We start from the raw sequence: 25904 nt of genomic DNA on the forward strand, positions 1-25904 counted from the left end.
ACCAATGGTGAAAAAAGACAGACAAAGATTTCAGGAATTGATTAGTTTCGGGAAGCAAATTAGGAAGCAAAATGATCCGTATTACCCAAGCCAATCTTTCAGAATTACAAAAAGTAAGGGAAATAGCCCTAAAAACATGGCCCCAGACTTTTGCCAATATCCTGACACAAGAGCAGATCGATTACATGTTGGAATGGATGTATCAGCTTGAGGCCCTTGAGCAACAGGTTCTCGAAAAAGGACATGTATTTTTGCTTGCTAATGAAGGTGAAAAAAGCCTGGGTTTTTGCGCGTATGAACTTCATGCCAAAGATTCTTCAAAAACCAAAATTCATAAGATTTATATCCTGCCCGAGACACAGGGCAAGGGAGTGGGTAAAAAACTTATTCAGGAAGTTGCCCAAACCGCCCAAAAAAACGGAGATACCCACTTGTTTTTGAACGTGAACAAATACAACCAAACCGCTATTGACTTCTATTCAAAAATAGGTTTCTATGAAGATTTCCGAGAGGTCATAGACATAGGCAATGGATTTGTGATGGATGATGTGGTGATGGAAATGAAAATTACCTAATACCATCTGTCATAATGCAGTAGTGGCTCCTTACCCTGCAAATATTGGATAAAATAATCCCATCGCTTTTTGGTAAAATAATCACCATTGGTCCTACCAAAACTATGGTTTCTACTTGGCCAGATGAATAGATCAAAATCCTTACCTGCGTTGATCAGGGCTTCCGCCAATTTGTAAGTTGCAGAAGGGTTAACATTCTCATCTATACCACCATGTGCCAGCAGCAGCCTACCCTTTAAATTAGACGCATTGGTGACATTGGATTGAGCGTGGTAGAATTCACCAACGGGATACCCCATATACATCTCAGGCCACCAAGCTTTTTCCATGCGATGATCATGGTCTGCAGCTGAGGCTACCCCCACTTTGTAAAACTCGGGATGTAATAGCATGGCCCTAGCTGCATCATAGCCCCCAGCTGAATGTCCAAATATCCCTACCCTATCGATATCCAGAAAGGTAACCTTCTCTGCTAATTCTTTAATGGCCAAAACGTGGTCTGTGGTACCGTCCCCCAGATTCCTGTAAGAAAAATTTTGGAAAGTTTTTCCCCTACCCGCAGTTCCCAGACCATCGACAGTAACCACAATAAAACCCAGTTCCGCAAAAGATTGTTGCAGCCCCATCACTGCTCCCTTGAAAGTTTTGGGAGTAACAGCAGTATGTGGTCCAGTGTAGGTGTAATCAATTACCGGATAGCGTTTTTCTGCATCAAAGTCTCCGGGAAGAAAATAGACCCCATGGATTTCTGTTTTCCCATCTTTGGCTTTGGCGGAGAATTGTTTAGGAAATTGATAACCTCTTTTGACCAGGTTGGAGATATCCGCCTTGGAGATATCGAGGATGACTTTTCCTGTTTCCAATTCTCTCAATACAGCATGCGTGGGTTGATCTACTTTTGAATAATTATCAACGAAATAATACCTGTCCTTAGCAAATTGAATGTCATGATAGGCATCTTCAGGGGTAAGGAGTGTCAGATCAGCACCATTCAGTTTGACTTTATACAAATGGGGGAAATATGGATTTCTTCCTTTTTCCCTACCTGTAGCTTCAAAATAAAGCCAATCTTCTTTTTCATCCCAATGGTGAATTTTGGTGACAACAAAGTCTCCTAAGGTTACCTGACGGATGATTTTGCCATTGGTTCGATCTATCAGGTAAAGGTGTTTGTATCCCGATCTTTCTGAGGAAATGATGAATCGGTCTTTCCCTATTTCAAGAAAGAGTTGGGTATTTTCCACAAAGGTATCCGATTGATCAACAAACAGACTTCTATAGGAACCATCAAGTGCATTGATTTCAATGAAGTCCATTTGTTTATATCCTCGCTGGAAAAATATACCTGAAAGTGTTTCACCTGCTCTATTCCATCTGAAATTCAATCCCATGAAATGAGGAGCCTTTAGGTCATGAATAATGGTTTCCTTTTTACTTTCAACTTCGAAAATTACGGGCAAGTAATAGACCACTGTTGTATCACCTGGTGAACCCCTATAATAAGAAAGCAGTTCGGGCCTGAATTTTTCATCCTGACTGAAGTCCAACAAATACATTTTCTCTGCCAGACGGAGGTCTACAATCTGGGTAAATAGTTTTTTGGAATCCGGTGACCAGGAAACATAAAGCCTTTCCGGTCTGTTGCCCATCTCCCCTTTCATCAGGTCACTCCAGCCATAACTGCTGGCGTACTCAAAACCCTTTTTGCCCTGATAACTCAATTGCTCTACTTTTCCAGTCTCCAAATTTTCAAGAAAAAGGTTGAAGTCTTTGGAAAAAGCCCTCCACCTTCCATCAGGAGAAACTCCAATAAGGTTTTCCCTCTTTTGTTCTTCTGATGATTTCAACGTATTATTTTCCTTATCATAAAGCCAAGACCTGTTATCCCAGGAAAAACTAATGCGGGACAATGACAAAAATTTCACCTGAGAGATGGGAAGGTCCTGTCCATCGATTTGGTTATCAGTTAATTCATTCATCAATGCTGCCAAAGCATTATGGTTAAAGGCCTCAGTTGTTGTCCTTTCGCCAACATCAGTAAGGAAAAGTCTTTTTCCATCTTCAGTATAAGTTTGATGCCAAAATGCATTATACCCTTCTACCCAATTGGGAATAACTTCCAGATGAAAAATTTCTTTTTGGATATTGTCACTGAGGAAGTAAGCTGCCCTGCGGTATACATCTTCGCTAACTTGCTGAGCTTGAAGCTCTATGCCATAAACAAGACTTAGCCAAAGTATGAGACCTATCTGAAAATTTTTGGAGAAAGCTTGAATTTTACCCATTTCTTATCCGATTAATTGACATGATATTATGCAATTATCTAATAACTTTAATCTTATCTTGTTTGAATGGAAAATAGGCTATATCAACTGAATTTTACAAAACCGAAAAATCATGAAGCAATTTGATCCCAACCACATTCCCGGTATTTACAATTGGTGTGACAAATGGTGCGAACGATGTCATATGACTTCCAGGTGCTACCTCTTTGCGCAGGAGCAGGAAGACAGGGCCATCATGGAAAGTGATCTTGATGAGGATGAAAAGATGGAGAAAATGAGGGAAAAAATGATGGAAACCATGGAAATGCTCAGTGAGGCAGCTGAGGAATTTGACATGGACTTTGAGGAAATGGAGGAGGAAGATGAAGAGGCACAAGAGGAAGCCATGCATGAGCATCAGATTACTCAGATTAAAATAGATATCCATCCCCTATCAGACCTTAGTGAGGCATACATGAAGGAATGCATGGCCTGGGTGAAAAGCAAAAGGCAGGATCCGGTTTTTGGACCAATGCTCCTTGGCAATTTACCGGAAGGCATCAATGATCAAGTAGAAATTGAAGCATTAGAAAAAGTCATCAAACATTTGGAGTCTGTCCAATGGTACCAGACCATGATTCCTGTAAAATGTAAAAGTGCACTGAATTACCTGGCAGATAAATCTTTTTGGGATGATTATCCTGTAGAGGAACGTGGATACAATGGTACAGCTAAAGTAGCATTGATCTGTATTCAAAACAGTATCATCGCCTGGCAGGGCATCCTTTTTTGGGCTAATGAGGAAGAAGAATTTATCCTTCCCATGTTGGATAAATTAATACAAATTAAGCACATGCTGGAAGAAGAATTTCCAGATGCCTACAAGTTTATCAGACCTGGTTTTGATTAAAAATATTTAAAAATTTGAAAACCAGGAAATTTATTTTAAATTTGAGAAAATAATTTATCATATGAAAAATTATTCCGAAAAATTTGAGACACTGACCAAGGATAAGTTCCAAAATATTATGGAGGAGCCTATGGACATCTATCTTGTTGCCAATCAGGGACTGGCCGCATCCTTTTTGTCTAAATTTAAGGAAGCCTTTTCATTGGGTTTATCCCAGATAGCAGCCATCTTATCCAGTTCAGAGCCCACCTTGTACAGAAGAATCAAAGAAAACAAATCCCTTCCCAAGCAAGAAGCCATCAAATTATTGGAGGCTACAGATATGTTCTTTCATGGGGAGGAAGTTATAGGAAGCAAAGAGAATTTCTTCAAATGGATGGAATTACCCAATACCGCTTTAGGTGGGCTTACTCCCATGGAAGTGATCAGTTATCCGGAAGGCATCTCCAAAGTCAGGGATTTATTGCATAGAATAGAATACGGTGTGTACAGCTAATGCAGGTTTTTCGACTGACAAAATCTACCTATGCCAATGACCTGAGCGGTGTAGGCGCTGCAATAGCAGGGGGAAGATGGAATAAAAAAGGCAGAGCTGTGGTGTATACTTCTGAAAATACAGCCCTGGCTTTACTTGAAATCGTAGTTCACCTACCACCTATGCTCCAACCTGATCTACGATTGCTAACGTTGGAAATTCCGGAAGAAAAAATACAAATTCTTAAAAAAGAGCAACTACCCGACAACTGGTACCAGTACCCAAGTCCCAGAAGCCTAAAAGCATTGGCAGAACCTTATTATCAAAACTTGGATATCCTAGGCATCAAAGTGTCCAGTTCGATCGTACACGACCAGTACAGCCTGGTTCTAAACCCTCTAAGTACTTATTTCAAGGAAGTAAAGATCATTGACCAAAGTCCATTTATTTTTGATCCCCGTCTTTATCGATCTATTTAAACCGAAATTTCAGGTATTTGATTTTCTCCCCTTTTTCACTGAACAGCTTTTCATATTTGGTTTGAATACCATGATGCTCCTCTTTCCAGGGAGATGCATAAAAATTATGGGTATGGAGTATGATCTCACAATCTCCTCTTTGCTTTACCACATCAAGGGTGTAATCAAACAGTCCTGTATTATCTGTTTTGAAATGTACGATACCATCCGCTTTGATCAATGGTTTATACATGTCCAAAAACCTGGGAGAGGTCAATCTTCTTTTCTCGTCCCCGTCTCTCGGAAAGGGATCAGGAAAGGTGATCCAAAGCTCAGAAATTTCACCATGGTCAAAAAACTTATCCAACAACTGGATTTGTGTCCTTAAAAAAGCCACATTATTCAAACCTTCTGTAATGGCTATGGTGCTTCCCTTCCAGATACGGGAACCTTTAATATCTACTCCAATAAAGTTTTTATCTGGGTATTGTCGGGCAAGCCCTACGGTAAACTCTCCCCTACCACAGGCCAATTCTACTACAATAGGATGGTTATTTTCAAACTGCACACTGTTCCATTGGCCTTTGATCTTTTCAAAAATCTCTTTACCTGGTTGGACTACATTTCTATTATCTTCGTTCTCTTTGAACCTTTGCAGTTTCTTTCTGCTCATGCTTATAATTCCTTGATTTCGGCGACCACAAAGGTACTGCCTCCGATGAATATTAAGTCCTCTTTTCTTGCCTTTTTCTTAGCCCATTCCATGGCTTCATTTACATCTTTGGTGACAAATCCTTCCAATCCTACTTCTTTTGCCTTCACGAAGAGCTCTTCTGCCGGCATGGCCCTTGGAATATTGGCCTGACAAAATACATATTGGGCATTTTTGGGAAAGAAACTTAAAACCTTAGAAACATCCTTATCGTTCACCATACCAATAATCATAAACAATTGATTATAAGTATATTCATTTATCTGATTTAAAATATACTTGATGCCATCTTCATTGTGCCCTGTATCGCAAATGATCCAAGGTGACTCCCCCAAAACCTGCCATCTCCCTTTTAAACCTGTATTTTTGATCACTTGGGATAAACCCTGGGAAATATGATCCTCTGAAATTTTAAAACCTTTTTCTGTCAGAACTTCTATTGCTTGAAGGATTCCAGGGAGGTTATCCCTCTGATAATTGCCCAAAAGGTCCAAGGTAATGTTTTTCCTGAGTCCGTTGTGGAGCGCTTCAAATTGGCGTTTATGGCCAATATTATTTCCCAAAGGTCTGATTTGAAAGGAACTTTGAGCAAAGTAAATCGGAGCCTGTTGAACAGATGCGATCTTTTCAAACACCTCTTTGGTATCTTCCTGTTGGGTACTGATAACAACAGGTACTTCTTTTTTAATGATGCCTGCTTTTTCACCAGCTATTTTTTCCAACGTATCTCCTAAGAACTGCATATGGTCAAATCCGATATTGGTAATGACCGCTACCTCTGGAGTAATGACATTGGTACTGTCCAGGCGACCTCCCATCCCTACTTCAATAACAGCAATGTCAACCTCTTCTTTGGCAAAATACCAAAAGGCCATGGCCACTGTCATTTCAAAAAAGCTGGGTTTAAGCTTTTCTAAAAATGGTTTATGCTTTGCTACGAAATCCACTACCTCGTTTTCAGGAATTTCCCTGCCATTGATTTTAATTCTTTCCGTAAAAGATTTGAGGTGAGGAGATGTATAAAGGCCTACTTTATAGCCTGATTCCATCAGAACGGAACAAATGGCATGGGAAGTGCTTCCTTTGCCGTTTGTTCCTGCTACGTGGATACTTTTGAATTTCTGCTGTGGCTGACCCAGGTACTCGCACAAAGCATAAGTATTGCTAAGATCCTTTTTAAATGCCGAAGCGCCCACACGCTGAAACATGGGTAATGCATTGAACAGGAAGTCCAATGTCTCCTGATAGGTCATGGATTTAATCTACTTTGATAATAAAAGTGATTTTTCCCCTGGAATAATCAGCTGTTACTGCACCAGACTTTCGCTGGAACCTGATTTGGGTAACAACAGTTCTGTAATATGCAAGAACATCGTTGCTCACATTATATTGATCTGGAGTAGCTTGAACCACTTTTCCAGTATCGTCTACAATAATATTAAAAACAATCTGTCCATTCCTAGTGGATACTTTATCTTGGATATTTGGTCTTGAGGCAAAATCCCATCCTGCCAATTCCAGGTTATAACCAGAGGCCGGCCCGGGTGCACCTGTCCCGGTTCCTGAACCCATTAAGGCCCTACCATCAACGGTACCAGTTGGCTTACCTTCATCCCCTTTTTGGGTTGAACTTCCCTGAGCAGATCCTTGTGCCGGTTGACTGCCTGTACCGGTAGTTCCCCCTGCACCGAAAATTGCCCTTTGATCTACTTTGGGTTTTTCTTCTGCTTGGGTAGTAGTTTTTTCGGCCTCAGCATTAGCAGGTTGGGTTACTGTAGTGGATTCCTTTTTGGTTGGACTCGGCTCCTTTACGGATGGTGTTGGTTTTTCACTTGCCTTTAGCGTACTTGGAACTTTTGATTGGGACTCATAGGTACTTTGGGTGGGCGACGTTTTTGGCCTGGCAGATTCCGTTTTGGGTTGCGTAACAGGTACAGTCGATTCAGTTGGTCTAGGTGCCTGTTCTCCGGGAGCAGGTGCCTCTATAACATTGGTCTGTACATCAGAAGGCGGGGCAGTAGTTTGGTTATTTCCGCTGCCTACATCTGTAAAGCCAAGGTTCAGCTCCATGCCATATTTGGGCAAAGGGGGAACCTGCTCTCTCCAGACCACAATAAAATAGATGGCCAACAACACAAGAATATTAACCAAAATCGTTATGATTAAGGCTTTCCTTTTGTTTTCAGCTTCCCTACTATCAATTTCCCAAAGTTGCATATTACTTATATGGTTTTGTGGCGATGGAAACATTTGCCTCCAAACCAGCGGCTATGCCGCCAATTTCAACCAGAAATTCTACTGGTACCTCTTTGTCGATATGTAGTACTACTTGTCCTTTTTGATTCTGCAACAAAGCAGTCAACTCAGATTTAATCTGATCCCTGGACACTACCCTATCATTAACGGAAAACTTGAGGTCTTTGGTTACCGTAACGGTGATTTCCTGCATGACAATGTCAGAGGTTTCACTGGAAGGCAGGTTCACAGGTAGACCAGACGGGGTGATAAAAGATGAGGTCAACATGAAGAATATCAACAACAGAAATATAATATCTGTCATGGAAGACATGCTGAAGGCTGCATCAACTTTATGTTTGGATTGTAATCCCATTTTTATTTATCCTGTAATAAGTCAATAAACTCCACAGAGGTATATTCCATACTGTGAATAAGCTTGGAAACTTGTGTGACAAGGTAATTATAACCTAAATATGCAATAATACCTACTACCAAACCTGTAGCTGTGGTAATCATCGCTTCATAGATACCAGTGGAAAGTAATTTTGGAGAAACCATCCCTTCCTCCTGAGCTACGCCGATAAATGCCCTGATCATACCTGCTACAGTACCCAAGAAGCCGATCATAGGGGCTGCTCCGGCCACAGTTGCTAATATTCCCAAGTTTTTCTCTAACTTATAAATCTCAATTTTTCCCACATTTTCGATGGAAACCTCAATGTTTTTCAGCGGACTGCCAATTCTCTCTAGCCCCTTAGCGATCATATTTGCTACAGGTGTATTATCCCCTTGGCATAGCATTTTGGCCTGATCAATTTTTCCACCTTGAACCAAAATTTTAATTTGATCCATAAGATGCTTTGAAGGTTTGGCGGCCTTTCTTAATGTAATGACTTTTTCTACAAAAATAAATATCGCCAATACAAACAAAATGTACAGCGGAATCATCATGTACCCCCCTTTGATCATGAGATCCAATAACCCGATGCTTTCTCTACCGGGTTCCATTACTGCAAGTGTATCGGCCATCATTTGGCCTTCAGTACTGATTTGTGCTAGAATCATATTTAATATTTCAATATCCAGATTGATGCTCCAAAATCTGCTTTAAAGTTTTCAAGGGCCTGGGTAGCCTCTTCAAAAGCAGTATATTTCCCAATTGATAATCGGTAATTACTTGTTTCCCCGTATGGATAAATAACCCAAACATCCCTATTTTCACTTTGCAATTCCTCAGCCCTGTCAATGGCCAAATCTTCTGAAGGCATACTTGCAATAATGATGTAATACTGAATGGGGGTAGACCTTTGCCGTACCTGAAAAATCTCTCCGAAGGTTTGAGCATTTACAGGTGAGGGACTGATAATTTCTTCCATGTTTGTTTCTTCCTCTTCCTGCAATGCTTCTTCTTCCCTTTCTGCCACTGGATCTTCCGATGGTGCGGAAGTTGCTTCTGGTATCATTTCTTCACTACTTTCGACAGTTTCCGTAATTACTGGGACTGTTTCTGTTTCCGGCAGAAAGTACAAGAAATATGCCATTGCAGCTAAAATGATCAAAATTAGCATGACCAATGAAAACTGAAGGGGCAATTGTGATTTTTTTCTTCCTTTTTCTGAGGAAGTTCCTACGATCTGCTTTTCAAATTGTGGTAACTCTTCCTTAGTTTCGGCACGTGCAACCGATACCGGCTTCTCTAGGTTTTCTTGTTCTATTGAGGGTTTTTGATCTGCTTTAGCCTTTAATGGCGTTACTTCAACAAAAGGAAAACCGTAGTCATTTTCATTTTGCTCAGATAAGCTATCTTTATTTTCTTCCGCCATATGGTTTTATTTCAAACTTTACACGAAACTAAAAGATTTAAATCAAATGACAAATGGAAGCCATGTTCTGTTTTTTCCAGCTTATCATAAAGTTTCTTAAAATTTAAAGGTGATTCCACCCACACCCTGAATTCCCCTCACCGGATAATTAAGAAAGCGTTGGTTTTGTCGATTTAATAAATTATTACCTACTGCAAAAACAGAAAACCTTTCATTTACCCTATAGTCAGCCTTCAGTTGTATGTCCATGATGATGGGTAACTTTGATAAGTTAACTTCTTCAGGTCCAAAATTTACCAAACCTTGAATTCCTCCCATCATATTGGCATTGAGCTGAATGAGTAACTCATCCATCGGCATGATGTTGTTGTTTAGGGATAATTCCCACTCAGGTCTCAAAAAGGCCGCTTCCAATTGATTGGTGTTGTAAAAATAGTAATTGGCTGTTGCGTCCAAACGGTAAACTTTACCAATATGCCATCCAAGCTTTGTCGAGTAATTGATCATGCGGGTATCATCATCATATACCAAATTAAACCTCAAGGAATCAGCTGTGCTATTGACAAAAAAGTGCATGTTACTAAACCTTCCCACAGCAGCCCCTAATTCATAGCTCAGTTCGTCATTGAGCACCCCTTTTATCCCTGCTTTGGCCTGGAAATTTTGAATGGTATTCAATAAGGTTTCGCTTGGACCTAGGAATGGGTTTTCCTGTACAAAATCCATATAAGTCTTTCTTAAGACGTCTCCTTCAAATCCGGCATAAATACCAAATTCATCGGCCAACATGTAATGGGCGTCTATTTTAGGAAAGACATGAAAATCAGACCTTTTATTGAAAGTCACATCATTTTCAAATATGATATTGGCTCCGGCCACAATACTCATTCCCGACTTTCTATACTGTACAAAAGGATTAACCTTAAAGTAGTTTCTGTTGATATCCATATACAATTCATCTTCCGGTCTGGTTAGAGATAAATTCATATGGATACCGGTACTCAAATAATCATCAAACCAAAAATCACCGAAAGCTTTGGCGCCTAATTCGGTTTCTTTTGCCAAGTACCGATCATTAAAAGCCCTGATGAAAAAGCCTGCATCATAATTAAAACTTTCCATTTTTTCAAGGTTTTGAATCCCTGCCCTGAGTCGGAAAGTGTTCAGGGTGTTTTGGTTGGGTATAAAATCGGCCAAAAGAACATTCTCCGGATCATAACCATAAAAATTAAAATGGTGTCTGTCATAATCTACCCCTCCATACACCTGAAAGAAATCCTTAAACAAGGTCCCATCCAAATTGAATTGGGTAAAATTTTCTGCTGAGTTACTCCCGTCTACCGGTCCAGTATAAAAACCTTCATGCATCAACCTTACTCCAAAATCATAATCTTCCTCCTCCGTAAAGTTGTACCTGGCATCCAACAATGGAGAAGCATAATTACCATAACCCAAGCGAACAAATCCAGGGTAGATTTCCTCTTGTTTCCTTGGCCATTGCTTTTGCGCCGCTTCCGGACGGATGGCCTCTGGAGGAAGGGATAAGAAATAAGATTGGACCGTATAATTAAAGCTTGCCGTAGATTTTGGTGTCGGTAATACCGGAATAATTTCAAATCTCCTTGGTTTTTGAGGCAAGGTTAGCACCCTGTCTTTTCTGATAATAAATTCCTGATCTCTCACCTCCCCTGCCTGTTGGGCTTGAAGTATCGTGGTAAATCCAGAGAAGACAAGCAATAAAAGTAGCTTTAAGGTATGCTGCTGAATATTGACAATTTTAAACATAACTCTGGACATTAATTGAGTGTTGACAATTTATCTTGCGCCATTTTTTTGATTTCGGGATGGGTGGCACGTTCAACGATAGATTCTAAAGTAGCTCTTGCCTGAAACTCCTCACCAAGTTGGATGTAATTTTCAGCCAAAAGGATAAAGCTTCGACCATACCAATAATCATAGGAACTGTAAGGGCCTGAAAAATCGAAAATAACATCGTTGCTTTGCACAAAACTTCTACGTTTATGATGGGATTCTGCCAGCAGGAACAGTCCTTCTGCCCCATGGATAGTCTTGTAGGCGTTGATTAAATCCCTTAAGGTTTCCTCTGCATCATCCACCCGGTTGGACTTCTGATAAGCTTTGGCTTTGAGCAGCATAGCCTCGGGAATGGCGTCACCTGTCACACTTCCCAGGGCAATCACCCTGTCCGCATAATGGATGGCAGAATCAAAAGCCGTCATTTCGTAATGTACCTGCATCAGACCACTATAGCTTTCATATTTCTCGATCTGATTTCGTGCGTTGGTAGCAGATTCCCGTAGGTATGGAAGCGCCTTGCTGAAATTTCTGTTTTCCAACTCTATGGAGGCAATTCTTTGAACAGCTCTCAACCTTTGAGGTGATTCCCTTTCCCTATCAATCTGATAGAAGAAATCCAGTGCATTTTGAATTCTTCCTGCCCTGTAATGAGATTCTGCAATAAAAAATACAGCTTCTGCCCTATTGGCCGCCTGAGGATAATTCCTTAAATAATCCTCAAAGGCACGTATGGACTGATCCCAGCTATTGGAAAAGTAAAGCGACTTGGCAGACTCAAATTCCAAATTTTGCAGGCTGCGGTTATCAGGATTGGCAGACCTATACCTGGAAGCATATTGGGAGAATTCAGCTGACCTTCCCTGTAGTGAAAGTGATTCTTGTAAACCGACCAGCGCAGACTGTGCATTGGAGGAGTTGGGATGATTTTCCAAAATCCTCTTGTAGTCATCAATGGTAGCGTCATAATTCTGTTGGGAGAAATTGGCCACTGCCCTACCTTCCAGTGCAAAAGGAACAAAAGGGCTATTTGGCCGGGTATTGATCAACCGGGTTAACCCATCCCTGGCTTCTGCATACCGCATTTCTTCCATATTGATCTGGGCTTTCTGAAAAATGGCATCTTCCAAATGCAAACTTGAAGGGTAATTATTGATCAGCTGGTTCAGCTGTCCAATGGCTTCATTATTTCTATTCTGAAAGTTATAGACAACCCCACTTCTAAACAAAGCATAATCAATAAATTCATTGTTTTCTGCAATTGCCTTTTGGAAGGTAGTCTGGGCTTCAACAAATTTTTTCTGAACATAATAGGTGTCTCCAAGCCTGACCAATGCTTCGTCGTAATTTCCTCTGTCCTCAATTGACTGTCGCCTATCCACATAATTCCTGAATTGTGTTTCTGCTTTTGCGTACTGTTCAGTGTTGAAATAGGCATAACCTAGTCCATAATAGGACTTGATCAAAAAAGGATGATTGTTTTTTGGTCTTTGGTTTTGCAAGGTTTCGTAAGCCCTGATGGCCTGTGGCAAATCTCCTTTGGCTGCAAAATTTTCCCCTTTCCAAAACATGGCTTCTAACACCATATCCCGATCTATGGGGGTATTGATCGATTTATCAAAATAAGTCGGGGCTAAATCAAACCTCTTATCCCGGTAATAAACAATGCCCTGGTAGAATGTGATTTTTTGATAGGCTGCCCTTATCCTTTCTGACTTACTTGGCATTTTTTCAATCAATTCTATAGCCCTGAGATAATTGCTGGTATTGATTAATGCATCAGTTAATAAGCCCTCAGCCTCTCTTGCATACCTTCCATTTGGATAGTTGCTCAAATAGGTATCAAGGGCATTGACCGCCTCCTGAAAACTTCCCCTTTCGAGGTTCACTTTGGCATAATTGACCAATGCATCTTCCTTAATGGCTGTATTGGCATTACCTTTATAGGCGGCATTGAAGCTATTGATAGCAAACTGTGGATTATTCAGTTTCAGATAAGCATGTCCCAGGTAATAACTTGAAACCTGACCAATTTCATCGCTTTCTACGGCAGCAACCTTGAAATAATCGGTTGCTCTTTGATAATTCTGAATTTCAAACTGCGCGATGCCGGCTTTGTAAATCTGTGCACGGCTCAACTCTCCCCTTCTGGCATTGACAAAGGCATCATAATTTGAGGCTGCCTTGGCAAAATCTCTTTTTTCAAAATAGGCCTCTGCCAGATAAAGGTGAATTTCTTCCCTCCTGTCCAAGTTTCTTCTATTTGCCAAAACCGGTTCAGCATAATTGATCAGTTCGGTGTACATGGCCTGCTTGTAATAAGCGCCAGCCAGCATGTAAGGAACTTTATTGGCATAAAAACTGGATTTATCGGCCTCTTGAAAATCCATGATGGCCTGACTGTAGTTACCCTGTTCCATGTAAATGAAACCGGCATAATAATGGGCATCTGCTTTGTATTGGTTGGGCTGGGATTTTACAGCATTAAAATACCTCAAAGCGTTGGATTGATCCTTTAGCTGTAAGTAAGCATAGGCGATTTTAAAATTTATTTCTGAACCTTGTTCAAAATCTATCCTATTCAGGTTTACTTTCTGAAAAGCCTGAATAGCCTCCCTGTAATTCCGCCTTTCAAAAAAGAAGTTACCCAGCATGTGAGCTGCATAATTTGTAGTGGGATGATCAGGGTATTTACGGATGAAATAATATACCAAATCAGAGGAAGCAGGGTCTTCCACTTTCATTGCAGATAAGGCATGATAAAGATCTGCCATTATTTTGGGTTCAGTATCCGCTTCCAGACTTTTTAATTTTTCAAATCCATATTTTGAAGCGCCAAAAAGTTCTTTTTGATAAAGTTCAAAATTTTCATCCAAGGATTTGGCTGTTCCGGTTTGATAGAGGCTGGACTGACCAAATACTGTCATGCTCATGCCACTTAGCAAAAGCAAATAGAGGCTTTTTTTCATAGTTAAAAGCTACAACGATTAATGCATGATTTTAAATATCATTTCCCGGAGTATTTCTGCATCATCCTTTCCACCGGCATCAACTCCTTTGGAATGCAAATCTGCTTCATGAATATAGGCAAAACAATCAATAACCTTGCCTAAATGATAGTTTTTTGCCGCAGTCCTGTATTCTTTTAAAAAATATGGATTCACACCTGTAATTTTTGCCAATTCCGCATCACCGGAACGGCTGTTGGCATGGACCAGCGCGATCTTTGCAAAGTAATTGTACATCAAAGCGATCAAGGGAATCAATGGGTTATTTTTAGGGTTTTGGGAGAAATAATGGATGATTTTATTGGCCCTTAGCACATCCTTAAACCCAATAGCTTTCAATAGCTCAAAGTTGTTGTATTCTTTATTGATACCCACATATTTCTGAACCAAATCCTTGGTGACCGTAGTAGGCTCTGTGTAATTGATGAAGATTTTTGCTGTTTCATTGGCAATTACCTCTAAATTGTTGCCTATACTTTCAGCTAGAAAAGCGGCTGTGGCGGATTCAATATGATGGCCTTGTGCTTTGACATAAGCTTCAATCCAAGCAGGCACCTGATAATCCCGTAATTTTTCAGCATTTACCAAGATGGCCTTTTTGTCCAATTCTTTTGCTAAGGGTTTCCTGCCATCCAATTTTTTATACTTATGTGCAAAAACAAGGATGGTACTTGGCAAGGGATTCTGCAGGTAGTTCATTAAGAGGGCATCTCCTTCTTCTTTACCAAGATTAGGAATGTTTTGCGCTTCTTTAACGATTACCACCTGCCTTTCAGCCATCATGGGAAACCTTCTTGCATTGCTTAATACAGTTTCCATCATGACATCCTTACCGTACATCACTACTTGATTAAAGCCTTTCTCATGTTCTGGGATCGCATTTTTCTCTATATAATCACTGATGCTATCAATGTAAAAGGGTTCTTCTCCCTGTAAAAAATATATGGGGGCATACTTGCCTGACTTTAAATCTTTGAGTACGTCTTCTGCTTTGCTGGCCATATCTATGATTTAGTTTCAAATATATAAAGAAATCAAATCAGGAAAAGGGGCAAGTATTTTTGATGCCATATATTTTTAAACTTTATATCCGATATTTTTGTATAATAGTTAAACCAAGGAAAAAACAGTGAAAGCATTTGAATTATCAGTAAGTTATTTTAAAGAAGGGAAGTTCGAACAAGCACTTGAACAGATTAATATATGCGTTTCAGCGGAAAAAAGTAATACGGAGTATATTTTTTTTAGGGCAAGAGTAAGTAGCCGTATGGGCAATTTTGATATGGCTCTTAATGATTTTGATTACTTGATTAGCCTCGAGCCTTTCAACCCTACCTATATCAGTGACCGGGCAGTTGTTCTTCATTTGCTGAAAAGGAATGAGGAAGCGATGGAGGAGTTGGATAGGGCATTGAACCTGGAACCATTGAATCCATACCGCTATTCAAGCAGGGCATATTTAAAGGATCGTTTGGGAGATTACAAGGGGGCCATTGAAGATTATGAAAAAGCCATTGAATTAGATGCGGAAGATGCTGTTGCATACAATAACAAAGGTCTTATTGAAGAGAAGTTAGGCTACATGTCAAAATCCAAGAAAAGCTTTAAAAAAGCGGATGATTTGGTGGGTTACCAACCTTCCATAAACAATAAAGAAAATATTGAATCTGATTTAGTCAATGACTTACCTAAAATAGGCAATCCCGCTGTTGAACAGTATGCAGATGCCAGTGAAAAAAAATTAAGTTTTTCCCAATACTTAAGTACGCTTAAGAGTGTGTTTACAGATAAAGATATCCAACAAGAATTTGTGGATTTTATCAAATCCGGTTTTAAGAAAAGGGCTTAATCGGCCCTTTTTAATACCAAAAGAGGCTTATTGATAAAATAAGACATTTTCCTGGATAAATTTTTAGTAAATATCTGTTCAAACCAGGACTTCTTTTTACTTAGTGTCACCAATAAGTCACCTCTAGCAGTAATCAGATAATTTTCAAGACCCAATCCAGGTTCATCTCTGTATGATTTAAGGACATAATTTACCTTTTCATATTTGATAAAAGGTTCCATCTCCTGTACCATAGAGATATGTAATGCTTTATCTATGGCTTTTTCCTTGGAACTTACATGCACGATGTCAATTTCACTGTCAAAAAACCTGGCCAATTCCACAACCTTTTGAATGGCAATTTTATCTTCTTCAAGGTAGTCGGTAGCATAGACCAGTTTTCTTGGAGGTTTAAAATATACCCTTCTTGGAATAATGAGCACATCTATTTCTGCCTGCTCCACCACTTTACTACTTCTGGTACCTACATAGTTCTGTTTGAATTCGTTGATTCCTTCCGTACCCATAACTATGAGGTCTGCATAAATCTCTGCAGCATAATCTAATATGGTTTTTACTGCTTTCCCCTCCTTTACCATACCCTTGCAGGACTTTAGTCCTTTTGAAAGACTTTCATCGGAAACAGTTTTTACCAGATTATCGAGTTTCTTTTTGATAAAAGCGTATTGATCATTTGCAAATACATCTCCTGCGGCCAATTTTTGATAATCTTCCTTATCAGGGACATGAAACAGGACCAATTCTGCTTGGTACTGTTCTCCCAGTTTAGCGGCATATTCAATGGCATTCAGCGAGCATTCTGAAAAGTCTGTCGGACAGAGAATTTTAAAAGGATTGGCCATGATATTTGGGTTTAATATCCCTTATTTCTATCAATTTGATTCAATAAAGGTTTTTGATGAATGATACGGTTATAATTTTCAATTATCTGTGGAGCAGCAGCATCAGGATTGGTTACACTGGCAATATGGGGGGTAATCGTAATCTCTTCCCTATTCCAAAATGGATGATCTTGGGGTAAAGGTTCTTGATGAAAAACATCCAATAAAGCACCTGATAGGTATCCATTTTCAATAGCTGGAATGAGGTCTTCTTCTACCAAGTGCTTACCCCTCGCCACATTGATCAGGTAAGTTCCTTTTTTACATTTTTGAAATAAGTCCTTATTCAAGACGCCTTCTGTGTCCGGAGTAAGGGGCAGCATACATACCAATACATTGATAGCTGATAGAAACTCAGCAGTTCTACTTTTATCGTAATATGGATAGGTCAAGTTTTCCTTTGGGGAATACCCAAGACCTGCCACATTAATTCCTAATAATTGAAGTTTTTGGATGACATCACCGCCCAGCTCCCCCACTCCCATTATACCAACAACAATGGGGATTTCGGGATTGGACATGTCCCAAATCTTATTTTTTTGATCTGATTTATAGCGATCAATCTGCCTATGAAAATTCAGTATACCCATCAAAACATAATTGGTCATGGAAAAAGTCAACTTTTCATCAACTATCCTGGTAATAGGGATACTCTTTTTAATGCTATGATCACTGAGGATATGATCCACCCCAGCTCCCATAGAACAAATCAATTTTAGGTTAGGGAATTTATCCAATATCCCCTTAGGATGCTGCCATAAAATAACTGCATCCACAGACAAATAATCTTGAATATCAGGAAAAACCTGTATTTCAATATTTTTATCTAATTTTCTTATATTTTTGACCCAAACAGTAGTATCTCTACTAGGTGAAATAATGGCGATCCCCATTGCGTTTAAATAAATCAGAATTTATGGTTTAAAATTAGTTAACTAATTTGGATTGATCTCAAACAAATCCAAAAAGGTATATAGACAAAATTAAAAGAATACTTTAAAATTCAAAATAAAGACTTCAAATAACATAAAACTTACAACAAAATTCAAACATGAAAAACAAAGCCAAATTATTACTGCCAATATTTTTCCTTTTTTGGGTTTCATTGGTACAGGCACAGCAGATTCAGATGCCTCAGGCCAGTCCAGCCGCACAGATCAGTCAAAAAGTTGGCTTGACCGATGTTACGGTGGAATATAGTAGACCGAGTATGAAAGGAAGAAAAATTTTCGGCGAATTGGTTCCCTTCGGTCAGGTGTGGAGGACAGGGGCTAATGCAGCAACACTACTTACATTTTCCACAGAGGTCAATATCGAAGGCAACAAGCTTCCAGCAGGTACTTATGCCCTGTATTCCATTCCGGGAAAAAATCTTTGGACTATCATTATCTCTTCCAACACCAAACTTTGGGGGGCCGTAGGCTATGATCAATCAGATGATCTGATGCGCTTTATGGTCAAGCCAGGAAAAACAGGCCAACGTTATGAGACCATGGAAATCAATTTTCTAGATATGACTGATACAGGAGCCTCCTTAGCCATCAAGTGGGAAAACACCAGGGTAAAATTCAGGATTGAAACCGAAGTGGATGATATTGTGATGTCTCAGATCCAAGAGTTGGTCATTGATCAACAACCTCAAAACCCAGGGCTATATTACCAGGCGGCCAACTACTATTTTACCAACAACAAAGACCTGAATCAGGCTTATGAGTGGATCACTAAATCGGTTGATGATGACCCTAAATACTGGACCATGCATTTAAAAGCCAAGATAGAATTAGGATTAGGCAAGAAAAAAGAAGCGATTGAAAGTGCGCAAAAATCTATGGAAATGGCGAGAGAAGCCAAAAACCCTGATTATGTGGGTTTGAATGAAAGGTTGATCAGGTCTATTCGATAAGATTAGTTAAAATTTAAATTAGGGAAAAGTGGTCCATTACTGGCCACTTTTTCTTTTTTAACACCTACGCTCCGATCATTTGCTTAGCCCGAAAGAAAAAATACTTCAGCATATTTGGGTTTAAATACCATACAATCGATTTAATTCGCTAAGTGCCTAAAATCACAAAAGTATTTTGTTCAATGAAAGGGGTAAATCTTTAATAAATATTTAATTTTGAACTCAATTAACAAAAACTTCAATAACAGTAATGGCCAGCAACAAAAAATTCATCATTGACTTTGACAGTACATTTACCCAAGTGGAAGCATTGGACGTGTTGGGTGAAATCAGTTTGAAAAATGATCCCAACAAAGCAGAAAAGCTTCAGGCTATCAAAGACATTACCGATAAGGGTATGGATGGATCATTGAATTTCCGCCAAAGTTTAGAGCAAAGGCTTGAAATTCTCGAAGCTTCCAAAGCTCAGATTGAAGCATTGGTAGAGACGCTTAAGTCAAAAGTTTCAAAGTCTTTCAAAAGAAACAAGGAGTTCTTGGAAGAAAATGCAGGGGATATCATTATTATTTCCAATGGGTTCAGGGACTTTATCTCTCCCATTGTGGAAGAGTATGGCATCAAACCTGAAAATGTCTTTGCCAATGATTTCATATATGATGCATCAGGTAAAATCATTGATTTCAATAGGGAGAATGTACTTTCCAAGAATGGTGGAAAATCCGAAACCATCAAAAGGTTAAATTTGGAAGGAGACATTTATGTCATTGGAGATGGTTACACGGATTATGAAATTAAAGCTTCAGGATTGGCCAATAAATTTTATGCCTTTACTGAAAATGTGGCAAGATCCAAAGTGACGGCCAAAGCAGACCATATCGCACCCAGTCTGGATGAAATACTCTATGTGAATAAAATGAACAAGAAATTCTCTTACCCAAAAAGCCGAATCAATGTCCTGCTTCTGGAAAACATTCATCCTGTAGGGGTCGAATTAATGAAGCAAGAAGGATACAATGTGGAAGAAATCTCCTCTGCTCTTTCCGAGGAAGAGTTGGCGGAAAAGATAAAAAATGTCAGTATCCTAGGCATTAGGTCAAAAACCAATGTGACAAAAAAAGTCTTGGAAAATGCCAATAGACTGATTTCCATAGGCGCATTTTGTATTGGAACCAATCAGATCGATTTGGATACCTGTACCAAAAAAGGCATTGCTGTTTTCAATGCTCCATTTAGCAACACAAGGTCAGTGGTAGAGATGGCCATTGCAGAAATCATTTTCCTCATGAGAAACTTCCATGATAAGAGTTTAGGAATGCACCAGGGAAAATGGGATAAATCTGCTACTGGCAGTTATGAAATCCGGGGAAAGAAATTAGGGATCATCGGATATGGTAATATAGGAGCACAATTGTCGGTATTGGCTGAAAACATGGGCATGGATGTGTACTATTACGATGTCATTGAAAAATTGGCCTTGGGGAATGCCACCAAATTAGAATCATTGGAAGAATTACTGCTTACCTGCGACGTGATCAGTCTACATGTGGATGGAAGAAAGGAAAATAAAAACCTGATTGATGCCACAAAAATAGTCTTGATGAAAAAAGGTTCTTATTTGCTTAATCTCAGCCGTGGCCATGTAGTGGATATAAAAGCATTAAAAGACGCTTTGGACAGTGGACATATTGCCGGGGCTGCAGTGGATGTTTTTCCAGAGGAACCCAAAAACAACAGTGAACCGTTTGTTTCTGAAATCATTGGGACCAGAAATACCATCTTGACACCACATATTGGTGGTTCTACTTCAGAAGCCCAGGTAAATATTGCAAAATTTGTTCCTGGCAAAATCATGGAATACATCAATACAGGGAATACATACAACTCTGTGAATTTCCCGAACATCCAATTGCCATTCTTAAAAGATGCCCACAGATTGATCCATATCCATCAAAATGAGCCTGGGGTAATGGCAAAAATCAACCAATGTCTGGCCAAGCATGAAATCAATATTGTAGGCCAATACCTAAAAACAAACGAAGATATAGGATATGTGATCACTGATATCGACAAAGCTTATTCGCCGGAAGTCATCGATGCCATGAAAAATATACCAGGCACCATCAGGTTCAGGGTGTTGTATTAACATAATGTTGTACTAAAGCAGTGGAAAAACCACTGCTTTTTTCATTTTTAAGCCACCCATCCAAAAAGCATTTTATTTTTTAACCAGTTTTAATAACATTATGTAAATAGCAAGACCTTATGGACTTAGGTACCAAAATTATTTTACTGCTTATCCTTCTCCACTTGATTGTGGGGTTTGGATTTATTTTTTCCTTGTTTATGCCCAAAAAAAATAAGGAAAAAGATAATTGAAGCCATTATCTTTTGCTTATTTAAACTCTATTTGCCAGTAGACTCCCCCATTTTTTGCGCCAAGGCTGATCCTGCTACCAATTGAAGGGTATGGTACACCATTAAGGGCAGCAAAATAACCCCAAATACCACTGGATCCGGAAACATCACCCTTCCCATCACTGCGCCCTGAACCAAGGATTTTTTGCTTCCACAGAACATCACGGTAATGGTGTCCTCCCTGGAAAATCTAAACCCTTTTGAAATAAAATACATCAGTAATAACATCAGACCAAAAAACAACAACATCAAAGCACCAAGACCAATAAGTTCACCCGCAGAGTGGCCTTCAAACATGTTTTCTGAAAAAGATTCTGCAAAAGCCGTAAATACAATCAAAAGAATGATTCCTTGATCGAAATTTTTTAGGGCGTTTTGGTATTTGTTGACAAAAGCAATCAACCGGTGGTGAAGCATAAGTCCGATGAGGACTGGAAACAATACCTGAAGACTCAATTTGATAAAGGTATCTGTCAGGTCAAAGGAAACAGCCGTCTCAGGCAAAAGAAAATCCATCCATACCGGTGTGATAAAAATCCCAACCATGCTGGAAATGCTGGCATTAAATATCGCAGCCGGTAAGTTACCGCCGGCAATGGAAACCATCACCACAGAAGAAGATACTGTAGAGGGCAAGGCAGCCAAATAAAAGGTCCCCAGCCACAGATAATTTCCTTCTGTTCCAAAGCACCAATAAAGGATTAAAATAACCAGCGGAAAAACCAGAAATGTGGTGGCCTGCACTACCAAATGAAGCTTCCAGTTGGAAAGACCATCAATAAGTTTCTGTGGACTAAGCTTGACACCATAGAAAAAGAAGATCACCGAGATACCGGCTCCAGTGATCAGCTTTAATGGAACCGGGCTATCAGCAGTTCCCCAGTGAGGGAAAAACTTGGCCAGAAAGATCATGGCGATCAACAAAAAGAAAAAGTTATTTAATCCAACCCGCTTTAAAGTAGCCCTTATCTTTGCCATTACTTTTTTGATTTTGAAAAAATATGCTCCTGTCTTTTGACATTGTCACAAATGATGGAGGTGGCAATGGCCACGTTTAAGGATTCTGCCTGTCCAAACCTTGGAATGGTAATTTTTTGGCTGACAAATTTCCCTACTTCCGGACTGATACCATTTGATTCATTACCCATTAAAATAATCCCTCCTGATCCAAATTCTACCTCATAAATATTCTTTCCTTCCAAAAAGGCACCATAGACAGGATAATTCCCCTTAGAAAAAAAGTTGGCCAAATCTGTGATAAAAAATTGAATTCTGGTAAAACTGCCCATACTGGCATGCAATACTTTTGGATTGTAGATATCAGCTGACTCTTTAGAAATCAATATTTTCCTAATCCCATACCAATCAGCTATTCGTATGATGGTACCCAGGTTTCCAGGATCTCTGACATCATCCAATGCAATAACCCATTCATTTGAGCCAAGTTCAAATGTTTCATTGCTTTTGGTCTTTGCCACTGCCAACGCAGTGTCATTGGATTGAAATGTTCCCAGGCTTTCCAATTCTTGCTGACTGACTTCATAAAAGGATCCTCCTACCTTTGGAAGGAGATGATGATTTTCTTCAACAAATTTTTTTGTGCATAAAAGATGGGTGACTTCAAAATCAGACTGTAGCAATTCCGTTACATTTTTGGCGCCTTCGACGAAAAATGACTGTTCCTGTTTGCGGAATTTTTTCAGTTGCAAGGATTTAATAAACTTAAGCGTATTTTTGCTTAACATTCGGATAATTTCGGAGTAGTGAACAAGTCCAAATATATAAACTTTCTTTTTCTACTGATTTTAATTTCTTCCTGTTCTTTGACAAAAGGCCTAAAGGAAGGAGAATACCTGCTTTATGATATAAAAGTGGAAGGCAACAAAAGAACCAGTCGGACAGAATTGCTCAACCTTTCAAGACAAAGCCCAAATACAAGAATTCCCTTGTTAAATACTTCCATGGGTGTAGCGATTTACCGTTTTGGAGAGTGGACTTATGACAGTACAAAGCACCTTGAAAACAAACAGCGATATGAAGCTGAAAGAAATGAACTACTTGAAATCCAAGAAAATGAAAGTTTGGACAAAAAGCAGAGAAAACGATTGTTTAAACTGAACAATAATATTGCTTCTTTGGAAAAAAGATTAGAGTACGGAAATTTTTTCATGCGAACCGGTAATCCACCAGTCATCTATGACAGTACTAAAGCAGAGGAGAGTAGCAGACAAATGGCCTATTTTCTACTTAATAATGGTTTTTTTGATGCGAGCACGGACTTCTCGGTGGAAAAAAGGAGAAATAAAGCAACTGTCACCTATTTGATTGTTGAAAACGAGCCGTACAAAATTGACTCTTTTTACACCAGATCAGATGATGAAAACATTTATGAAATCCTTCTGCGAAACCAAAGGAGGACCAATATTAAAGTTCGGGGAATTTATAACCAAAGTGCCATCAGTCAAGAAAGGCAAAGGGTCGAAGATCTGCTTAAGGAAAATGGGTATTACACTTTTTCCAGGTCTTATATTGAATACAATGTTTACAAGGATACGCTTGAAAAATCCGTAGTCATTGAGCAAGTCATTAGGAAACCCAGCTTTGCAGATATTCACCAGGTCTATTTCTTAGACTCTGTGTACTTTTCCATAGATCCCCCTTCCTCTGAATTTGTGGACGAAGGCATCAAAACGGAGTTCCGGGATATTAATTTTGAACTTTACAGGGACAAATATTCTGAAAAAATTATAGCATCAAGGATTTTTCTCAATAAGGGTGATTTATATAGCCGAAGGGATGTCATTGAGACCCAAAGGCAATTGGCCAATTTAGACCTTTTCCGTTTTGTCAATATAGCTTTTGATACACTGGGAAATACCCTCAGACCAAGGATCTATACCCAACCTAACCAGAAATATCAAATTACCAATCAAATGGGAGCTAGTATCACGGAACAGATACCAGGACCATTCTTTAGCCATTCTCTGAGAAACAGAAACCTGTTTCGGGGTGCAGAGATATTTGAATTCTTTTTCCGTGCAGGTTTGGAAGGGGTAGTTTCTTTTACCGGTGAAGGTGGTGTTTTTAGAAGCCGTGAATTAAATACTTCTGCTTCCATCATTTTTCCACAATTCCTTTTTCCGCTTAGCAGCCAATCCTTACAGAAATTTGGACGGTACAATCCCAATACCAGAACGCTCATAGGGTATAATTACGTCAATAGGCCTGAATATATTCGGGAAAGTGTCAATGGCATTTTGGGTTACAGTTGGAATACCAGGAACCTCCGACAGCAATACCTCGTCAATATCCTCGATGCTAACTTTATCCGTTCCAACCTGAGCAACGAATTCAGGGATTTATTACAGGGATTACAGAACCAAGGCAATAACCTAATCAACTCTTTCTTACCTTCCTATGTCAGTAGTGTCTCGGGACAGGTAATTATCAATTTTAACCAATACGGAGCCTTTCAGAGGAATAAGTCATCTTTATGGAGGTTATTTTTGGAAAGTGGCGGTACTACCTTGAATTTTGTCAACAGGGAATTTATTGATTCAAGAAGCCTGGCTTATTTTCAGTTCTTAAAATTCCAGTCTGATTTTAGGAGATTCATCCCACTTTCAAGAAGACAAACCTTTGCTTACCGCCTGAATTTGGGTCTTGCCAGGCCATATGGGATCAGCGATGGCATCTTGCCATATGAAAAGTACTTTTTTGCCGGTGGTAGTACAGGGATCAGGGCGTGGCAACCCAGACGATTAGGACCGGGTTCTTTTACTCCTCCTACTTTTGAAGATGGCACTTTTGATTACCGTTTCGAACAACCAGGAGATATCCTTCTGGAAGGAATGTTTGAACTCAGGTCAAAGTTGTATGGTTATTTTGATGGCGCATTTTTCATAGATTTGGGGAACAGCTGGACCTTTCAGGAGGACCTTTCCAGGCCAGGGGCGAATTTTGAATTCAGTAGGTTTTGGCGGGAGATTGCCGTGGGAACTGGCCTGGGCTTAAGAATGGATTTTGATTTCCTTGTTTTACGATTGGATATGGGGGTCAAAGCGGTAGACCCTGCGCGTCCTGTAGGTGAAAGATTCATTCTTGGAAATTTCTTCAACAGTTTTCTAGGCGAAAGAGGACAAACTGTTTTCAATATTGGGATTGGTTATCCCTTTTAACAGAAATGAAAATATCATGGACATCAAGGAATTCACAGAATCCATCGTAAAAAAAGAAATGCCCCAAGGCTTATCACTGCCTTTGCAAGCTTTATGGCATGATGCCGATGGCAATTGGCAAAAGGCTCACGAACTGGTAGATGGTCCCGAAGGAAAAGTTTTTGCGAGGGTACATGCCTACCTTCATCGCAAGGAAGGGGATTTATGGAATGCAGACTATTGGTACAGAAGGTCTGCAGAAGAAAGGCCTCAAACCAGTCTTAAAGAAGAATGGGAATTTTTGGTCAGGAGGTTGCTTTAACCCGGATTATGTATTAGAGTTCGTAGTGAGGGGTCAAAACACAAAATAATCAAGCATTTAGCGAGTGAAGCATAGTCATTTCTATGGTGAGTGAGCTAA

At 39.6% G+C, this 25904-nt stretch carries 23 protein-coding genes; 9 read left to right on the plus strand and 14 right to left on the minus strand.

Going from position 1 to position 25904, the window contains the following annotated elements; all coding sequences use genetic code 11:
- Positions 1–71: 71 nt before the first annotated feature.
- Positions 72–575, plus strand: a complete 504-nt coding sequence (locus tag B879_RS02100) for a GNAT family N-acetyltransferase (protein ID WP_009183479.1) — start codon at positions 72–74, stop codon at positions 573–575.
- Here the strand turns inward: B879_RS02100 and B879_RS02105 are convergent.
- The gene (locus tag B879_RS02105) at positions 572–2860 is read right to left on the minus strand and encodes a S9 family peptidase (RefSeq protein WP_009183480.1); all 2289 of its coding nucleotides are present in this window, start codon (positions 2858–2860) and stop codon (positions 572–574) included. The two genes, B879_RS02100 and B879_RS02105, sit on opposite strands and share 4 nt — an antisense overlap.
- A gap of 112 nt (positions 2861–2972) precedes the next feature.
- Between B879_RS02105 and B879_RS02110 the strand changes: the two genes are divergently transcribed.
- From B879_RS02110 to B879_RS02120, 3 genes are all read left to right on the plus strand, one after another.
- Positions 2973–3749, plus strand: a complete 777-nt coding sequence (locus B879_RS02110; RefSeq protein ID WP_009183481.1) for a hypothetical protein — start codon at positions 2973–2975, stop codon at positions 3747–3749.
- Positions 3750–3810: 61 nt separating this feature from the next.
- The gene (locus B879_RS02115; RefSeq protein ID WP_009183482.1) at positions 3811–4245 is read left to right on the plus strand and encodes an Xre family toxin-antitoxin system antitoxin; all 435 of its coding nucleotides are present in this window, start codon (positions 3811–3813) and stop codon (positions 4243–4245) included.
- On the plus strand, positions 4245–4703 hold the full coding sequence (locus B879_RS02120) for an RES family NAD+ phosphorylase (protein WP_009183483.1): 459 nt from the start codon (positions 4245–4247) through the stop codon (positions 4701–4703). The genes B879_RS02115 and B879_RS02120 overlap by 1 nt, the downstream gene beginning before the upstream one ends.
- Here the strand turns inward: B879_RS02120 and trmB are convergent.
- The 9 genes from trmB to holA all read right to left on the minus strand — a co-directional run bounded on the left by trmB (position 4696) and on the right by holA (position 15280).
- Positions 4696–5355 (minus strand): tRNA (guanosine(46)-N7)-methyltransferase TrmB, encoded by a 660-nt coding sequence (gene trmB, locus B879_RS02125; protein WP_009183484.1) that lies wholly within the window; start codon positions 5353–5355, stop codon positions 4696–4698. The genes B879_RS02120 and trmB overlap by 8 nt on opposite strands.
- Before the next feature lie 2 nt (positions 5356–5357).
- On the minus strand, positions 5358–6647 hold the full coding sequence (locus tag B879_RS02130) for a bifunctional folylpolyglutamate synthase/dihydrofolate synthase (RefSeq protein ID WP_009183485.1): 1290 nt from the start codon (positions 6645–6647) through the stop codon (positions 5358–5360).
- 4 nt (positions 6648–6651) lie between these two features.
- Positions 6652–7611, minus strand: a complete 960-nt coding sequence (locus B879_RS02135) for a hypothetical protein (protein WP_009183486.1) — start codon at positions 7609–7611, stop codon at positions 6652–6654.
- 1 nt (position 7612) lies between these two features.
- Positions 7613–8005 carry an ExbD/TolR family protein gene (locus tag B879_RS02140; RefSeq protein WP_009183487.1) on the minus strand — a complete coding sequence of 131 codons (393 nt, stop codon included), beginning with the start codon at positions 8003–8005 and terminating at the stop codon, positions 7613–7615.
- Positions 8006–8007: 2 nt separating this feature from the next.
- Positions 8008–8697, minus strand: coding sequence for a MotA/TolQ/ExbB proton channel family protein (locus B879_RS02145; protein WP_009183488.1), 690 nt, complete (start codon positions 8695–8697; stop codon positions 8008–8010).
- A gap of 2 nt (positions 8698–8699) precedes the next feature.
- Positions 8700–9455 (minus strand): SPOR domain-containing protein, encoded by a 756-nt coding sequence (locus tag B879_RS02150; RefSeq protein ID WP_009183489.1) that lies wholly within the window; start codon positions 9453–9455, stop codon positions 8700–8702.
- Between the two features lie 96 nt (positions 9456–9551).
- Positions 9552–11252: a TonB-dependent receptor gene (locus B879_RS02155; RefSeq protein ID WP_083847918.1), complete on the minus strand. Its 1701-nt coding sequence runs from the start codon at positions 11250–11252 to the stop codon at positions 9552–9554.
- The gene (locus B879_RS02160) at positions 11252–14239 is read right to left on the minus strand and encodes a tetratricopeptide repeat protein (RefSeq protein WP_040400124.1); all 2988 of its coding nucleotides are present in this window, start codon (positions 14237–14239) and stop codon (positions 11252–11254) included. Before B879_RS02160 ends, B879_RS02155 begins: the two co-directional genes overlap by 1 nt.
- 18 nt (positions 14240–14257) lie before the next feature.
- On the minus strand, positions 14258–15280 hold the full coding sequence (gene holA / locus B879_RS02165) for a DNA polymerase III subunit delta (RefSeq protein ID WP_009183492.1): 1023 nt from the start codon (positions 15278–15280) through the stop codon (positions 14258–14260).
- A gap of 127 nt (positions 15281–15407) precedes the next feature.
- On the opposite strand from holA, the gene B879_RS02170 reads away from it, so the two are divergent.
- A complete protein-coding gene (locus B879_RS02170; protein WP_009183493.1) occupies positions 15408–16127 on the plus strand; it encodes a tetratricopeptide repeat protein in 720 nt (239 codons plus the stop codon).
- Here the strand turns inward: B879_RS02170 and B879_RS02175 are convergent.
- Both B879_RS02175 and B879_RS02180 read right to left on the minus strand, forming a co-directional pair.
- Positions 16124–16969, minus strand: coding sequence for a universal stress protein (locus B879_RS02175; protein ID WP_009183494.1), 846 nt, complete (start codon positions 16967–16969; stop codon positions 16124–16126). The two genes, B879_RS02170 and B879_RS02175, sit on opposite strands and share 4 nt — an antisense overlap.
- A gap of 11 nt (positions 16970–16980) precedes the next feature.
- The gene (locus tag B879_RS02180) at positions 16981–17901 is read right to left on the minus strand and encodes a 2-hydroxyacid dehydrogenase (RefSeq protein WP_009183495.1); all 921 of its coding nucleotides are present in this window, start codon (positions 17899–17901) and stop codon (positions 16981–16983) included.
- 158 nt (positions 17902–18059) lie between these two features.
- Between B879_RS02180 and B879_RS02185 the strand changes: the two genes are divergently transcribed.
- Together B879_RS02185 and serA are read left to right on the plus strand one after the other, a co-directional pair.
- Positions 18060–18911, plus strand: a complete 852-nt coding sequence (locus tag B879_RS02185; protein ID WP_009183496.1) for a DUF2911 domain-containing protein — start codon at positions 18060–18062, stop codon at positions 18909–18911.
- A 250-nt stretch (positions 18912–19161) separates the two neighbouring features.
- Complete coding sequence (serA, locus tag B879_RS02190; RefSeq protein ID WP_009183497.1) at positions 19162–21054, plus strand: phosphoglycerate dehydrogenase; 1893 nt, start codon at positions 19162–19164, stop codon at positions 21052–21054.
- A gap of 260 nt (positions 21055–21314) precedes the next feature.
- On the opposite strand, the gene B879_RS02195 is transcribed toward serA, so the two are convergent.
- Both B879_RS02195 and B879_RS02200 read right to left on the minus strand, forming a co-directional pair.
- Positions 21315–22304, minus strand: coding sequence for a bile acid:sodium symporter family protein (locus tag B879_RS02195; RefSeq protein ID WP_009183499.1), 990 nt, complete (start codon positions 22302–22304; stop codon positions 21315–21317).
- A complete protein-coding gene (locus B879_RS02200) occupies positions 22304–23071 on the minus strand; it encodes a TrmH family RNA methyltransferase (RefSeq protein WP_009183500.1) in 768 nt (255 codons plus the stop codon). The genes B879_RS02195 and B879_RS02200 overlap by 1 nt, the downstream gene beginning before the upstream one ends.
- An 18-nt stretch (positions 23072–23089) precedes the next feature.
- Between B879_RS02200 and tamL the strand changes: the two genes are divergently transcribed.
- Together tamL and B879_RS02210 are read left to right on the plus strand one after the other, a co-directional pair.
- Positions 23090–25504: a translocation and assembly module lipoprotein TamL gene (gene tamL, locus B879_RS02205; RefSeq protein ID WP_083847919.1), complete on the plus strand. Its 2415-nt coding sequence runs from the start codon at positions 23090–23092 to the stop codon at positions 25502–25504.
- 16 nt (positions 25505–25520) lie between these two features.
- Entirely contained in the window at positions 25521–25805 is a 285-nt protein-coding gene (locus tag B879_RS02210) for a hypothetical protein (protein ID WP_009183502.1), read from the plus strand.
- Positions 25806–25904 lie beyond the last annotated feature (99 nt).

This window comes from Cecembia lonarensis LW9, from assembly GCF_000298295.1.
Lineage (GTDB): Bacteria > Bacteroidota > Bacteroidia > Cytophagales > Cyclobacteriaceae > Cecembia > Cecembia lonarensis.

Bases quoted from the DNA above. Each gene is read 5' to 3' on its own strand.
- B879_RS02100 (WP_009183479.1), top strand. From the start codon at position 72: ATGATCCGTATTACCCAAGCCAATCTTTCAGAATTACAAAAAGTAAGG.
- B879_RS02105 (WP_009183480.1), bottom strand. From the start codon at position 2,860: ATGGGTAAAATTCAAGCTTTCTCCAAAAATTTTCAGATAGGTCTCATA.
- B879_RS02110 (WP_009183481.1), top strand. From the start codon at position 2,973: ATGAAGCAATTTGATCCCAACCACATTCCCGGTATTTACAATTGGTGT.
- B879_RS02115 (WP_009183482.1), top strand. From the start codon at position 3,811: ATGAAAAATTATTCCGAAAAATTTGAGACACTGACCAAGGATAAGTTC.
- B879_RS02120 (WP_009183483.1), top strand. From the start codon at position 4,245: ATGCAGGTTTTTCGACTGACAAAATCTACCTATGCCAATGACCTGAGC.
- trmB (WP_009183484.1), bottom strand. From the start codon at position 5,355: ATGAGCAGAAAGAAACTGCAAAGGTTCAAAGAGAACGAAGATAATAGA.
- B879_RS02130 (WP_009183485.1), bottom strand. From the start codon at position 6,647: ATGACCTATCAGGAGACATTGGACTTCCTGTTCAATGCATTACCCATG.
- B879_RS02135 (WP_009183486.1), bottom strand. From the start codon at position 7,611: ATGCAACTTTGGGAAATTGATAGTAGGGAAGCTGAAAACAAAAGGAAA.
- B879_RS02140 (WP_009183487.1), bottom strand. From the start codon at position 8,005: ATGGGATTACAATCCAAACATAAAGTTGATGCAGCCTTCAGCATGTCT.
- B879_RS02145 (WP_009183488.1), bottom strand. From the start codon at position 8,697: ATGATTCTAGCACAAATCAGTACTGAAGGCCAAATGATGGCCGATACA.
- B879_RS02150 (WP_009183489.1), bottom strand. From the start codon at position 9,455: ATGGCGGAAGAAAATAAAGATAGCTTATCTGAGCAAAATGAAAATGAC.
- B879_RS02155 (WP_083847918.1), bottom strand. From the start codon at position 11,252: ATGTCCAGAGTTATGTTTAAAATTGTCAATATTCAGCAGCATACCTTA.
- B879_RS02160 (WP_040400124.1), bottom strand. From the start codon at position 14,239: ATGAAAAAAAGCCTCTATTTGCTTTTGCTAAGTGGCATGAGCATGACA.
- holA (WP_009183492.1), bottom strand. From the start codon at position 15,280: ATGGCCAGCAAAGCAGAAGACGTACTCAAAGATTTAAAGTCAGGCAAG.
- B879_RS02175 (WP_009183494.1), bottom strand. From the start codon at position 16,969: ATGGCCAATCCTTTTAAAATTCTCTGTCCGACAGACTTTTCAGAATGC.
- B879_RS02180 (WP_009183495.1), bottom strand. From the start codon at position 17,901: ATGGGGATCGCCATTATTTCACCTAGTAGAGATACTACTGTTTGGGTC.
- B879_RS02185 (WP_009183496.1), top strand. From the start codon at position 18,060: ATGAAAAACAAAGCCAAATTATTACTGCCAATATTTTTCCTTTTTTGG.
- serA (WP_009183497.1), top strand. From the start codon at position 19,162: ATGGCCAGCAACAAAAAATTCATCATTGACTTTGACAGTACATTTACC.
- B879_RS02195 (WP_009183499.1), bottom strand. From the start codon at position 22,304: ATGGCAAAGATAAGGGCTACTTTAAAGCGGGTTGGATTAAATAACTTT.
- B879_RS02200 (WP_009183500.1), bottom strand. From the start codon at position 23,071: ATGTTAAGCAAAAATACGCTTAAGTTTATTAAATCCTTGCAACTGAAA.
- B879_RS02210 (WP_009183502.1), top strand. From the start codon at position 25,521: ATGGACATCAAGGAATTCACAGAATCCATCGTAAAAAAAGAAATGCCC.